Annotated in this window: 13 protein-coding genes and 1 riboswitch; of the genes, 5 read left to right on the top strand and 8 right to left on the bottom strand. The window is 73.0% G+C overall.

What is annotated here, in order from left to right:
* Positions 1-99 precede the first annotated feature (99 nt).
* Together AC3YNX_RS15920 and AC3YNX_RS15915 are read right to left on the bottom strand one after the other, a co-directional pair.
* Positions 100-993, bottom strand: a complete 894-nt coding sequence (locus AC3YNX_RS15920; RefSeq protein WP_489996105.1) for an HAD family hydrolase — start codon at positions 991-993, stop codon at positions 100-102.
* Positions 994-1015: 22 nt separating this feature from the next.
* A complete protein-coding gene (locus AC3YNX_RS15915) occupies positions 1016-1891 on the bottom strand; it encodes a glycosyltransferase family 2 protein (protein ID WP_489996104.1) in 876 nt (291 codons plus the stop codon).
* 335 nt (positions 1892-2226) lie between these two features.
* Between AC3YNX_RS15915 and AC3YNX_RS15910 the strand changes: the two genes are divergently transcribed.
* The 4 genes from AC3YNX_RS15910 to AC3YNX_RS15895 all read left to right on the top strand — a co-directional run bounded on the left by AC3YNX_RS15910 (position 2227) and on the right by AC3YNX_RS15895 (position 5919).
* Positions 2227-3150 carry an NAD(P)/FAD-dependent oxidoreductase gene (locus tag AC3YNX_RS15910; protein WP_489996103.1) on the top strand — a complete coding sequence of 308 codons (924 nt, stop codon included), beginning with the start codon at positions 2227-2229 and terminating at the stop codon, positions 3148-3150.
* 114 nt (positions 3151-3264) lie between these two features.
* Positions 3265-4191 (top strand): ectoine hydroxylase, encoded by a 927-nt coding sequence (gene thpD / locus AC3YNX_RS15905; protein ID WP_489996102.1) that lies wholly within the window; start codon positions 3265-3267, stop codon positions 4189-4191.
* A 190-nt stretch (positions 4192-4381) separates the two neighbouring features.
* Positions 4382-5161 (top strand): GAF and ANTAR domain-containing protein, encoded by a 780-nt coding sequence (locus AC3YNX_RS15900; RefSeq protein WP_489996101.1) that lies wholly within the window; start codon positions 4382-4384, stop codon positions 5159-5161.
* A gap of 78 nt (positions 5162-5239) precedes the next feature.
* Positions 5240-5351: riboswitch (SAM riboswitch) on the top strand.
* Positions 5352-5409: 58 nt separating this feature from the next.
* A complete protein-coding gene (locus tag AC3YNX_RS15895; RefSeq protein WP_489996100.1) occupies positions 5410-5919 on the top strand; it encodes a cysteine dioxygenase in 510 nt (169 codons plus the stop codon).
* A gap of 385 nt (positions 5920-6304) precedes the next feature.
* Here the strand turns inward: AC3YNX_RS15895 and AC3YNX_RS15890 are convergent, their stop codons facing one another.
* A complete protein-coding gene (locus AC3YNX_RS15890; protein ID WP_489996099.1) occupies positions 6305-7207 on the bottom strand; it encodes a matrixin family metalloprotease in 903 nt (300 codons plus the stop codon).
* 147 nt (positions 7208-7354) lie between these two features.
* Here AC3YNX_RS15890 and AC3YNX_RS15885 point away from each other — a divergent pair, with 147 nt between their 5' ends.
* A complete protein-coding gene (locus tag AC3YNX_RS15885; protein WP_489996098.1) occupies positions 7355-7942 on the top strand; it encodes an isochorismatase family protein in 588 nt (195 codons plus the stop codon).
* A 19-nt stretch (positions 7943-7961) separates the two neighbouring features.
* Here AC3YNX_RS15885 and AC3YNX_RS15880 read toward each other — a convergent pair whose 3' ends face one another.
* Genes AC3YNX_RS15880 through AC3YNX_RS15860 form a run of 5 tightly spaced genes read right to left on the bottom strand, consistent with a single transcriptional unit; the run spans position 7962 to position 12260 of the window.
* Positions 7962-8780: an ABC transporter permease gene (locus tag AC3YNX_RS15880; RefSeq protein WP_127783610.1), complete on the bottom strand. Its 819-nt coding sequence runs from the start codon at positions 8778-8780 to the stop codon at positions 7962-7964.
* Positions 8777-9952 (bottom strand): ABC transporter substrate-binding protein, encoded by a 1176-nt coding sequence (locus AC3YNX_RS15875; RefSeq protein ID WP_489996097.1) that lies wholly within the window; start codon positions 9950-9952, stop codon positions 8777-8779. Before AC3YNX_RS15875 ends, AC3YNX_RS15880 begins: the two co-directional genes overlap by 4 nt.
* Positions 9949-10698: an ABC transporter ATP-binding protein gene (locus tag AC3YNX_RS15870; RefSeq protein ID WP_489996096.1), complete on the bottom strand. Its 750-nt coding sequence runs from the start codon at positions 10696-10698 to the stop codon at positions 9949-9951. The genes AC3YNX_RS15875 and AC3YNX_RS15870 overlap by 4 nt, the downstream gene beginning before the upstream one ends.
* Positions 10674-11738, bottom strand: coding sequence for an acyl-CoA dehydrogenase family protein (locus AC3YNX_RS15865; RefSeq protein WP_489996095.1), 1065 nt, complete (start codon positions 11736-11738; stop codon positions 10674-10676). The genes AC3YNX_RS15870 and AC3YNX_RS15865 overlap by 25 nt, the downstream gene beginning before the upstream one ends.
* A gap of 6 nt (positions 11739-11744) precedes the next feature.
* Positions 11745-12260, bottom strand: coding sequence for a DUF4242 domain-containing protein (locus tag AC3YNX_RS15860; protein WP_127783614.1), 516 nt, complete (start codon positions 12258-12260; stop codon positions 11745-11747).
* Positions 12261-12326 lie beyond the last annotated feature (66 nt).

The following is a 12326-nucleotide window of genomic DNA, read 5'->3' as shown; positions in this document are numbered from 1 at the left end:
GGACCACAGGTACCAGCCGTGCCGACCCCCCGCGACTCGACCGCAGGGGACTCGACCGCAGGGCCGGGGCCGTCCGGCAGCTCCACCCACCCACCGGGGTCACGGTGCGGCGGTCTCGCCCACCATCGCTGCCAGGCCGTCGCCGGGTTCGACGACGCTCACCGGTTCCGGTTCCCACCACCGCCGCAGCACCCGAGCCACCCCGTCCTCGGTGTTGGCGTCGGTGATCACGTCAGCCACGGCCCGGACCGAGGCGTGGGCGTTGCCCATGGCCACGCCGCAGCCCGCCCACCGCAGCATCGACACGTCGTTGGGCATGTCGCCGAAGGCGAGCACCCGCTGGGCCTGCACCCCGTGGTAGCGGGCCACCATCGCCAGCCCGGCTGCCTTGCTCACCCCGGCCGGCAGGATCTCCACCAGGCCGTCGCCGGTGGAGTAGGTCAGTCCCACGCTCTCCGGCAGCCGCGGGGCCAGCACCTCGGCCACGTCCTGGCTGCTCAGGCCGCACTGGCGCACCAGCAGCTTCACCGCCGGCTCGGCGCAGAGCTCGGCCAGGGAGACCTCGAGGTTGTCCGCGCTGGGCCAGTGGTGGGCACGGCGCGGAACCCACACCTCGTCGCGGGTCGACGGCTCGGGGTGCCCCAGGCGGTCGACGGCGAGGCCGCACCCCGGCAGCGCGGCCAGGGCCACCTCCGCCACCTCGGCCAGCACCGGCGGCTCCAGGCAGCGCTTCCACAGCACCCGCAGCGTCGCGGTGTCGAAGAGCACCGCGCCGTTGGCGCAGACGGCGAGCGGGGCGATGCCGAGCTGGTCGGTCACCGGCAGCACCCACTGCGGGGGACGTCCGGTGACCGGCACGAAGGGGACCTGCGAGGTCGCCAGCGCGCGCACCCCCGCGATGGTCGCCGGGCTGACCAGCCCGTCAGCGCCCAGCAGCGTCCCGTCCAGGTCGCTGGCCACCAGGTGCGGCAGCGGTGCAGCAGGTGGGTTCACCGGAGTCGCAGCAGCCCCCGGATCAGATGCTGACATCGGCACCCAGGCCACGGAACTGGTTCTCCTTGAACTCGCGAAAGCCGGGGATGCGCTCGCACGCGCGGTGCCAGTTGGGGTTGGTCTTCTTGTCCCGCTTGTAGCCGTAGGTGGCCACCTCGGCGTCTGCCGGCTCCTGGTGGAACACTCGCAGGTCCGGCGAGTACTCGGGCACGCAACCGGCAACGGTGATCATCCGGTGGGCGAAGTCGGCGTCCTCGTAGCCCCAGACCCCGTCGAACTCCTCGTCGTGACCGCCGATCTCCCGGGCCTTGGCCACGGGGTACAACAGGTTGCCCGCGTGCATGAACGCCCAGGGCTGCGGAACGTCCGGCAGCGCCACCATGTCCGGCATCCTTCGATCCTGCGGCAGCCCGTAGTTGGACACGCTGCCCACGGTCGGCAGCAGGTCCAGCACGCTCACGTCCCGCATGATCTGGGCGGGGCTGAGCGCGGCACAGGAGACGAAGACCCGCTCACCCGTGCAGATCCTGCTCTGCCCGCCCCGGGCCACGTACTGCAGCGCCGCGACCAGGTACCCCTCCTGCAGCACGCAGTCGGAGTCCAGGGACAGCACCCACTGGGCTCGGGTGAGCCGGAGGGCCAGGTTGCGCGCCCGGCAGAGCGCGAACGGGTGCGGCAGCTTGGGCTGCTGCACCAGAGTCAGCTGCATCCGGCTGGAGAACTGCCGGTGGAGCCGCTCGAGGGAGTCGACGTCGGAGTTGTTGTCGACCAAGATCACCTCGACGCGGTCCAGGGCAGGGCCCTGCCCGGCGATGCCGGCCAACGTCCTGGCGAGCAGGTCGGCGTCGTTGTGGCAGGGGATGGTGATGGCGATCAGCGGTGCTTCTGTTGCGGCCATGGCGCTCCACAGGAGAGAGGGAGGGTGCCGCCGGGGTGCACTCACCCGACGTGGGGTGTGCCGATGGCTACAGCTTCCCCCCGTGGCCAACGCTACGGTGGCGCCCCGGAACCCGCTCAACGAGAAGGCGACTGGGCGAACTCGTAGTCGATGTCGGTGAAGGAGTCGACCGCGAAGACGTAGCAGAACCGCAGCACGGACTCGCCTCGCTCGCCATGGTTCCAGGGTGGGACGGCTGGGCCGCGCTGCTCGGCTCAGTGGCCTTCGTCGCAGCACCGCGCTGCTGAGCCCCGCCAGCGAGCCGAGGACGCTCGGGCAGTGCATCCTTGGGCGCCATGACCCCCCCACAGCAGAAGACCGGTGAGGAGACCCACTACGAGGCCGTGGTGGTGGGAGGCGGCTTCGCCGGGCTCTCTGCCGCACTGTGGCTGGGCCGGTTCCACCGACGGACGCTGGTCCTCTCGGCCGGACCGTCCCGCAACGCGCCGGCGCAGGTAGCGCACGGCTACCCCGGCTTCGACGGTGCCAACCCCGGGGAGCTGCTGGACAAGCTCGAGGCGGAGGTGGACCAGTACCCCAGCGTCACCCGGCGCACCGCGTGGGTGGATACCGCCGCCCAGGACGGCGACCAGTTCTGCATCACCGCCGGTGAGCTGGCGGTCACCGCTGACCGAGTGGTTCTGGCCACCGGCATCCGCGACGTGCAGCCGGACCTGCCCGGCTTCGCCGACTACGAGGGCAGGAGCATCTGGCACTGCCCCGCCTGCGACGGCTACGAGTACACCGGCAAGCCGATCGTGGTGGTGGGCAACGGGGAGCACGTCGCCGGGTACGCCCAGGAGCTGGTGCCCTACGCCGACCCGCTCACCATCGTCACCCACGGCTCCACCCTGGCCGGCTCCGCCGAGGACCTCGCCGCGCTGGCGCCCCGCGGCATCGAGGTGCACGAGCAGGCGATCCACCGCCTGCACGGGGCCGACGGGCAGCTGGAGGCAGTGGAGCTGGCCGACGGCACCGTGCTGGAGGCGGCGGCGGTGTTCTACTCCCTGGGCCACGAGCCGCTCTCCGAGCTGGCCAAGCAGCTGGGCTGCGAGGTGGGCGCGGAGGGGCTCGTCGTCGACCGGCGGCAGGAGACCACCACCACGGGCGTCTACGCCGCCGGCGACCTGGCGCCGCTGGAGGAGCTGGTGGTGGTGGCCGCCGCGATGGGTGCGGTCGCCGCCAACAACCTGCACCAGAGCCTCGGCCCGGGCAGCTGAGCCAGCGCCCACCCCAGCCGCACTCACCTCGACTTGCGGCAGTGGGGCAGGCGGGCACGATCGGGCCATGCCCGCACCGCGGACGCGGTGGCTCGTGCGCCGAAGGAGGATGCCGTGACCGATCGCCTCTCCCCGCCGTCGACAGCCGTCACCGCTGGCTCGGAACCCGTGCTCGACCGCTACCCCACCCGCACCGCGGCGCGCCCGGAGCTGCTGGTCCGGACCGATCCCGCGGTGTGGGGCGGGCTCTCCGCACCCGGCCCGTTCTCCGCCGACGGGCTGGCTGACTACGACCGCACCGGCTTCAGCGCGGTCCCGGCGCTGCTCGGCCCGCAGGAGGTGGCCGACCTCGCGGCCGAGCTCGTCCGGTTCGCGGCCGACCCCGCCGTGCGGGAGGACCGCCGCACCGTCATCGAGAAGTCCTCCCAGGAGGTGCGCTCGGTGTTCGAGGTGCACCGGACGAGCCAGGCGGTGGCGGCGCTGGTCGCCGACGAGCGCGTGATCGGCCGGGCGCGCCAGGTGCTGGGCTCCGACGTGTACGTCCACCAGAGCCGCATCAACTACAAGCCCGGCTACGGCGGTGGCGGCTTCTACTGGCACTCCGACTTCGAGACCTGGCACGCCGAGGACGGCATGCCCGCCCCGCGAGCCGCGAGCATCTCCATCGCGCTGACGGAGAACTTCCCGCACAACGGCTGCCTGATGATCATCCCGGGATCGCACCGAACGTTCGTGCCGTGCGTGGGCGAGACACCCGAGGAGCACTTCACCACCTCGCTGCGCGAGCAGGGCCGCCAGGTCGGCACCCCCGACGACGCCAGCCTCGCCACCCTCACCGCGGCCGGCGGCATCAACCTGCTCACCGGCGCTGCGGGCTCGGCCACGATGTTCGACTCCAATTGCATGCACGGCTCGGCGAACAACATCACCCCGTACGCGCGGTCCAACCTGTTCGTCGTGTTCAACAGCGTGCAGAACCGCCTGGTGGAGCCGTTCGCCGCGCCGGCCCCACGGCCGGAGCACATCGCCGCGCGGGGGTGAGGCGGTTCCCAGCCGCACCCTCGTCGACCAGCACGTGCACCATCGCTTAAAGTTTCACCTGTCTGGCCCTGTGCGGGCCCGGCGCGGTCCAGCCGTCGGGCCACCCTTGTCGCTGAGGGTGTTCCGTGGCCGCGCGCCCGCTGCATCCTCGTGGATGGCCGCCTGTGCGGCCGCAAACGGGAGCACAACCATGAGTGACACACCCAGCGCCGCTGGGCGTCCAGCACCGAGCGTGAACCAGGCTGGCGCTGCGGGGGTGCCCCGCCCGGGCCCCGCGCGCGAGCTCATCGCCGCGATCCACGAGCTCACCCGGATCGTGGTGGGCGAGAAGCCGCTCGACGAGGTGTTCGCCCAGGTGGTCCAGCTGGCCCGGCAGGAGATTCCCGGCGCCGACGAGGTGTCGGTGACCATGGTGGACGGGTCGGACCCCACCACACCGGCCGCGACGGGCGAGCTCGCGTGCACGCTGGACGAGCGGCAGTACTCCACGGGGCAGGGTCCGTGCCTGCAGGCGGCCACCACCGGAGAGACGCTGCACATCCCGGACATGCAGGCAGAGCAGCGGTGGCCTGAGTACACCCCCTTCGCCGCGCGCAACGGCGGGCTGAGCTCGCTGTCGGTACCGCTGCCCGTGCAGGACACGACGGTGGGCGCGCTGAACATCTACGCCCGGGTGGTCGGCGCCTTCGACGAGCACAGCCGCGAGCTGGCCGAGCACTTCGCCGGCTACGCCGCGGTGGCCGTGCGCAACGCCAGCCTCTACACGGCCACCACGAACCTGGCCGAGCAGATGCAGGCGGCCATGGAGTCCCGCGCGGTGATCGAGCAGGCCAAGGGCATCATCATGGGCGAGCGCCGGTGCAGCCCCGACGAGGCCTTCCGGCTGCTGTCCAAGGTCTCCCAGGATGCCAACCGCAAGCTCCGCGACGTGGCGACCGCGCTCGTCGCCCAGGCCTACCAGTCGTCCTAGCCCGCCTGGACCTCTGCGCTGCGGGCCCGGCGGAAACCGCTTGACAAAGTTGACCGGTCCGGTCGACTATTGGTGGCAGGTCATGAGTGCCAGCGTCAAGCCCCGGCTCGCTGGCCGGCAACCCTCCTCCGCGGTGGGGTGCCCCGGGTGAGGACCAGGCTCCGGCGAGGTGTCGGAGCAAGCGCGGACCCCCGAGTGACGCACGCTGCCTCGGGCTCTCTGGGGTCCCTGAGCGGAACGAGAACGCCGTGACCACCACCCTGCTGCCCCGCCCCGCCGCTGCGGCGGCGACCGAGACCCCCACCACGCTGCGCCTGGCCACCCTGGTGCGGGGCATCGCCGCCCAGCCACACCGGTGGCACGACCAGGTGCGCTTCTCCACCCGGGAGCGCTGCTGGTCCCGGCTGGAGTCACCGGCCGGGGTGGACGTCTGGCTGCTCACCTGGACCAGGACGCAGAGCACCGACCTGCACAGCCACGGGCTGGCCAGCGCCGCGCTGACCGTGGTGCAGGGCACCATCACCGAGGTTCGCCCGGACGGCCGCGGTGGGCTGCACGCCGACCGGCTGGGGGTGGGCGGGCTGCGCACCGTCACCACCGGCGTGATCCACGACGTGCGCAACGAGCGGGACGAACCGGCGGTGAGCATCCACGCCTACTCCCCCCGGCTCACCGAGATGACGTTCTACCGGCTGGAGGACGGGCTGCCCGTCGCCGACCGCACGGTGCTCACCGACGAGCCGGAGGTTGACGCCTGAGACCTGTCGGTGGGCCGCACCCCGGGGTGCAACCGGTCACATCCCGGCGATCAATGGCCGCTGCACCGCCCTGAACAGGGCATTCTTGAGCTCATACCCCGCTCGGGGTGGTGAGGAGGACCGGCGATGAGCACCTCGTCAGGACGCGGCGGTCCCTGGGTGAGCGCGACGATGCGGTACTGCAGCGGCTGGCGCACCTCGGCCTCGGCCGGGTTGCAGCGCCGGGCCAGCACCCCGCGCCGCGTGCGCCGCACTGTCAAGGCCCTCCGCGCCGTGGATGGGCCGTCTGCAAGTACCACCAAGCGCGCCGCAGACCGTCGCTAACCGCTACCAGGTGCTGCTGCTCAGCCCCCGCCAGCAGCAACACCCGGTCAGCAGCACCCGGTCAGCGGAAGAAGCTGAGGAACAACGCCACCAGCCAGCTCCAGAAGTCCAGCCACGGGTTCGACGGCGCGGGGGCCACCACCGGCGGTGCCGGCTCGCCCGCGCAGGGCGCGCCGTCCAGTCCGCCCGCGGCCCGGCCCACCCGCTCCAGGCCCTTGCGGTCGCCCGCGGCGAACCCTGGGGTGGCGGCACCGCTCACGGTCGGGTTCATCACCTGGCCCGGCGTGCTGGTGTGGTCCAGGCCGATGGCGTGGCCCAGCTCGTGCAGCACCAGCCGGCCCCGGGTGGACGACGCGGCCGGCCCGAACCCGGGTGCCAGCTGCGGGTACGTGCGGCTGTCGAGCACCACGAACCCGGACACCACCTGCCACGGGGTCGCCTGCGCGGCACCCGGCGGGGTGTACGACCAGGTGGTGACGCCGCCGACGCCCGCGGCGCCGCCCATGCCGTTGAGCAGGCTGGACGTGCCCGGACCCGTCCCCGGCGCCGCCCAGGCGATCACCAGCGGGGTCCTGGGGTGGGCCGGCGTGCCGTCGAAGCCGTGGCCGCGCTGCGGAACCACGTCGGTGGTGCCGGTGTACACCAGGTTCAGCCCGGACTCCCGGCGCACGATGTCCACGGCCGCCGCCACGTCAGCCTCGGCCGTGGGACCGCCGTTGCGCGGGTTGACCTGGTACGGGATCGGCTCGCAGGGGTTCCAGCGGATCACCGACCCGTCCGGGTTGTGGTGCAGCGCGTAGCCGTCGTAGCTGACCGAGGCGGCCCCGGTGGTGGTGACCGGCGCCGGGTCCGGCGCCACGGGCGCGGGTGCCGACGAGGCCACCGCGGCACCGGAGGCCATCAGCAGCGCCGTGGTGGCACCGGCCAGCGCGAGCCCGCGGAGGCGAGGAACGGTCAGCGTCATGTGGGGTCTCCGTAGCTGTCTCGGCCGCCCTGCTCCGGGCGCACCGCCACCTCCCCCATCGGCCACCGAGCGACGGTGCTGAGCCGACACCGCGGCCCGGGCGACCTAGGGTGGGCGGCACTGGCCCTGAGCACGAGGAGACGACCAATGAGCACCGTCCGGGCCTGCCTCGTCGTGGACGCTCAGCCGACGTTCTGCGAGGGCGGGGAGCTGGCGGTGGACGGCGGCAACGACGTCTGCGTCCGCAGCGCGCAGTTCCTCGCCGAGCACGGCGACCGCTACCACCTGGTGGTGTCCAGCCAGGACTACCACGTCGATCCCGGCCACCACTTCTCCACCGAGCCCGACTTCGTCGACACCTGGCCCCCGCACGGCCTGGCCGGCACCGCCAACGCCGAGCTGCACCCCGCGCTGGCCGACACCGCCATCGACGTGCGGGTGCGCAAGGGTGCGCACGAGGCGGCGTACTCCCTCTTCGACGGCGCCGACCCGGACGGGCGACCAGCGCTGCAGGTGCTGCGCGCGGCCGGCGTCACCGACCTGGACGTGCTGGGCATCGCCGAGAGCCACTGCGTGCGGGCCACCGTGCTCGACGCGCTGGGCCACGGCTTCGGCGTCCGGCTGCTGCGCGACCTGACGGTGCCGGTGACCGCCGAGCTGGGGGCGGCCGCGCGCACCGAGATGCAGGCTGCCGGGGCCGCGCTCACCACCAGCGCCGCGGCGTTCGCCAGCTGACGGCAGCACCGGCTCAGGGTCAGGCTCCGGTGAGCACTCCCTGCTGCGCGGCGGCTGTGGTGGTGGTGCTGCGGCGGCTGGTGTCCAGCAGCCGCCGGGCCGCCCAGTCGAGCACGAAGCCGAGCACGCCGATCACCACGATCACGGCCATCACCTGGTCGTAGGCGAGCTGGTCGCGGGCGTTGAGGATCTGGTAGCCCAGCCCGGAGCGCACCCCCAGCATCTCCGCCGGCACCAGCACGATCCAGGCGATGCCCAGGCCCACCCGCAGCCCGGTGCGCACGTGGTCGCGGATCGCCGGCAGCACCACGGCGGTGAGCTGCTCCCACCGAGTGGCGCCCAGCGAGCGGGCCACCAGCAGGTGCCCGGGGTCCACGGCGCGCACGCCTGCGGCGGTGTTGATGACGATCGGCCACACCGCAGCGGCGGCAATGAGGAAGAACACCGGTTGGTGGCCGATGCCGAACAGGGCCACCGCGATGGGCGCCCAGGACAGCGGCGAGATCATCCGCAGGAACTGCACCACGGGCATCGAGGCGCGCTCGAAGCGGACGTTGAGCCCGATCAGCAGGCCCAGCGGGATGCCGATCACCGTGGCGACGAGCAGGCCGACGAGCAGCCGCCACACGCTGACCCCGACGTCGGGCAGCAGCACCCCGCGGTCGAACAGCTCCACCAGCGCCGGCACGACGTGCTGCGGGGCGAACTCGCGCACCAGCGACGTGCTGCCGGCGACCACCGTGGTGAGCAGCCACCACACGGCCACGGCCACGGCGATCGCGGCCGCGGGCGGCCAGCACGCGCTCCACCTCGGACGGGCAGGCTGCTTGGTGCTCACGTGGGATCCACTTCCTCGGTACGGGTGAGGGTCTCGGGCAGGCCGAACGCGGCGGGACCGCCGTGCCGGGTGATGCTCTGCCGCACGAAGCGGTCGTCCACCAGCTCGCCGTGCACCGCCGCGGCGTCCACCCGGTCGAGGAAGCCGGTGTCGCCGTCCACCACGGTGTCGTGCATGGCCTCCACCAGCGCCTGCGTGAAGCTGGGGAACGGGAAGGGCTGGAAACCGAGCCGCTGCGGCTGCCAGCCGGGGTGGCGCAGGTCGTACTTGTCGGCCGGATAGGTCAGCGCCTTGGTGATCGCCGGCAGCGGCTGCGGCAGGTACTTGCCCGCGGAGAGCTCCCCGGCGGTGGCCTGGCGCCCGCCGTCGATGCGCAGCTGGGCGGCGAGCACGGAGTCGGTGAGCGTCTGCACCCCGGCGGGGGCACGGTCGATGAGGTCGGCGTGCACCAGCAGCGCGCAGCAGGCGTGGTCGCGCCATACGTCGCCGACGAAGCGGTGGATGCGCCCGATCTTCCTGGCCTCGGCCGCGGCGTTGAACGGGTCGGCCACGGTGAAGGCCGCGATGGAGCCGGCGGCCAGCGCGGGCACCATGTCCGACGGGCTCATCACGATCAGCTCGACGGTGCCGGCGGAGCGGGACGCGGACTGGCGGATCACCGGACGCAGGCCGTTGGCCCGGAAGAGCTGCTGGATGGCGATGTTGTGGATGGACCACCAGAACGGGATGGCCACCTGCTCCCCCGCCAGCTGGCCCAGCTCGGTGACGTGCGGCGCCACCGTCAGCGCGGAGCCGTTGGTGTGGTTCCAGCCGAGGATGCGTGCGCTGGAGCCCACCGAGTAGCGCAGCTGCACGGCCATCGGCATCAGCAGGTGCACCACGTCCACCTGCCGGCTGACGAACGCCTCCGCCAGCGACGCCCAGCTGCGGAACAGCACCGGCTTCGCCTGGCTCACCACCGCCGGGTCGTAGAGCCCGGCGTCGTGGGCGATGAGCAGCGGGGAGGCGTCGGTGATGGGCAGGTAGCCGATGCGCAGCTGACCGGTGGTGTTGCTGCGGTCGGTGGCCGCGGCGCGGGCCAGGTCGGCCACCCCGGCCAGCCCACCCGCGACGGCCAGCCCGGTCGCGCCGCGCAGCAGCGTGCGCCGGCTCAGCCCACCACCAGCACTCACCGGGCCTCCACGGGCACACCGGTGGCGTCGCGGTAGCGGGCCATGATCTCCATCCGCAGCCGCTGCGGGTCGGTGCTGGTCGACCACTCCTGCTCGAACACCCCGGAGGCGCCGAGCAGCGCGATGCGGTCGCCCACCACCACGGCCTCGTCGATGTCGTGGGTGACCAGCACGGTGGTCAGGCCCAGCTCGGTGGTCATCGTCCGCAGCCACTGCTGCAGGTCGGCGCGGATCGCCGGGTCCAGCGCGCTGAACGGCTCGTCCAGCAGCAGCACCTGGGGCCGGATCGCCACCGCGCGGATCACCGCCACCCGCTGGGCCTGCCCGCCGGAGAGCTGGTCGGGGTAGGAACCGGCCAGCGCGGCCAGGCCGAAGTGCTCGAGCAGCTCCTCGGCGTGCGCGGGGTCGAAGCGGTCCCGGTTGCGGCCGAAGCGCCCACCCAGCGCGATGTTCTCCCGCACGGTCAGCCACGGCATCAGCAGCGGCTGCTGGAACACCACGCCGGTGTGCGGGCGGGGCTCGCCCCGGCCCGGGGTGTGCGGCTGCTCCCACTGCAGCGAGCCGCTGTCCAGCTGGTCCAGCCCGGCCAGGATCCGCAGCAGCGTGGACTTGCCGCTGCCGCTGACGCCGAGCACCACCAGGGTCTCCCCCGCCTCGACGGAGAGGTCGACCCCGCGCAGGACGGCGTCACCCCGCCCGGCGTAGCTCTTGTGGCCGTTGACTAGTTGGACTGCGCTAGTTCCCACCGCAGCTGTCCTTCCGAGGGTGACTGGATGGGGAGGAACGCCGCCTCGCGGAAGCGACGGTTGGTGGCGCTGCCGGTGGCGTAGCCGGCCCCACCCCGCAGGGTGGACTCCAGCCGGGTGGCGGTCACCGCGGCACCGGCGGCGTCCAGGCGCAGCTGCACCAGCTCGCGCCCGGTCATGGGGGGCGGGCCGTCGGGGGTGGTCTGCGCCGCCCACCGGTACAGCCGCTCGCGCACCGACGCGTGCTCGGCGGCCACCTGCCGGTGCTCGGCCTCCAGCAGCTTGCCCAGCTTGGTGAGCAGCGGCTCGGACTCCGCCAGCGCGGCCCCGGTGACGCCGCTGCAGAAGGCCGTCTGCAGCAGCAGGAAGGTGGGCCGCAACCGGGCGACGAACCCGACCAGGTCGGTGCTCACCACCTGTGCGGCGGGCACGTGCACCCGCTCCAGGGTCAGCGAGGTGGAGGCCGTGGCCCCCAGCGCCAGCAGCTGCGGGGCTGGGTGCACGGTGACGCCCGGGTCGTCGGTGCGCACCAGCGCGACGAAGGTGCGCCCGTCCTCGGTGCGGGTGGGCAGCACCACCAGGGCCGAGCGGAACACGTTGGACGCCCAGCGGATCGGACCGGAGACCTCGAGCCCGTCGGCCACCTCGGTGGCGATCAGCGGAGTCTCGCCCAGGCCGGCCGCGTGCTTGAGCCCGGCCGCCATGGCGGTGACACCCACCTCGGTGCCGTTCTCCAGCGCGGGCCGGAACGCGGCGCGCACCGGCTCGGGCGCCCGGTTGACGCACTCCAGCGTCACCCGGTGCGCCCACACCGAGAACCCGGCGGCGAGGCTCTCCGCCGCGACGTCCTCGATGACGGCGACCATCCGGTCCAGGCTCGTCCCGTCCAGGCCCAGCCGGAACAGGCCCCGCTCGCCGAGGGCGGCGATGTCGGCCCGAACGTCGGTCTCACCCCGGTCGAGCGCGTCGGCGCGGTCGCGCACCAGGGCGCACACCTCGCGCCGCCGCTGCTCCTCGGTGGGTGCGATGGCCGCAGTCATGGCTACCTATCCCTCGAGGGCGTGAATGCGGTCGACCGGGGTGCTGACGGCCTCGCGGGCGCGGAACACCGCAGCCTCGTCGGGGGCGTCGTAGAAGCACAGGCACTTGCCCATGTCCTCGCGGACGTAGGTGCGCAGGAAGGCGACCTCGGGCACGTTGGCGTACTTGGGCGCGTTGGCCTTCTTGCGCGCCAGGTAGGAGTCCATGTCCAGCTCCGCGGGCAGGTCCCACTCCACCAGGTAGCCGGCCTCCGGACGGGCGGCCTTGATCTGCGCCAGCTCGGCGCCCACCAGCCGCACCTCGCTGGGGCCCTCGACGCTGGCGACCCCCAGCGCGTCGGCGGCCAGCTCCGGGGCGCGGCAGGACTCGAACTCGGTGATCGCGAAGACGCGCTCACCACCGGCGGTCACCTGGGTCTCGATCAGCTCGCCACCGGCCTCGGCCGTGCGGGCGTCGACGTCCTTGATCACCTGGGCGGCCTGGCCGGCGGTGGTCACGAGCTCGTAGAGGTACAGCGACATGGGGGTCACCTTTCGAGAGACGGGTAGCGCGCAGCGCGCGTCAGGATGGAGAAGTGCGATTCGGAC

Source organism: Rhodococcus sp. Z13_19A (assembly GCF_058133575.1).
Note: the sequence above shows the minus strand (reverse complement) of the source record. Positions and strands in the feature narration are given on the sequence as shown.

Excerpts from the sequence above, each read along its gene's own strand:
- AC3YNX_RS15865 (WP_489996095.1), bottom strand. The coding sequence starts at position 11,738 with ATGACTGCGGCCATCGCACCCACCGAGGAGCAGCGGCGGCGCGAGGTG.
- AC3YNX_RS15860 (WP_127783614.1), bottom strand. The coding sequence starts at position 12,260 with ATGTCGCTGTACCTCTACGAGCTCGTGACCACCGCCGGCCAGGCCGCC.
- AC3YNX_RS15890 (WP_489996099.1), bottom strand. The coding sequence starts at position 7,207 with ATGACGCTGACCGTTCCTCGCCTCCGCGGGCTCGCGCTGGCCGGTGCC.
- AC3YNX_RS15900 (WP_489996101.1), top strand. The coding sequence starts at position 4,382 with ATGAGTGACACACCCAGCGCCGCTGGGCGTCCAGCACCGAGCGTGAAC.
- AC3YNX_RS15885 (WP_489996098.1), top strand. The coding sequence starts at position 7,355 with ATGAGCACCGTCCGGGCCTGCCTCGTCGTGGACGCTCAGCCGACGTTC.
- AC3YNX_RS15910 (WP_489996103.1), top strand. The coding sequence starts at position 2,227 with ATGACCCCCCCACAGCAGAAGACCGGTGAGGAGACCCACTACGAGGCC.
- AC3YNX_RS15915 (WP_489996104.1), bottom strand. The coding sequence starts at position 1,891 with ATGGCCGCAACAGAAGCACCGCTGATCGCCATCACCATCCCCTGCCAC.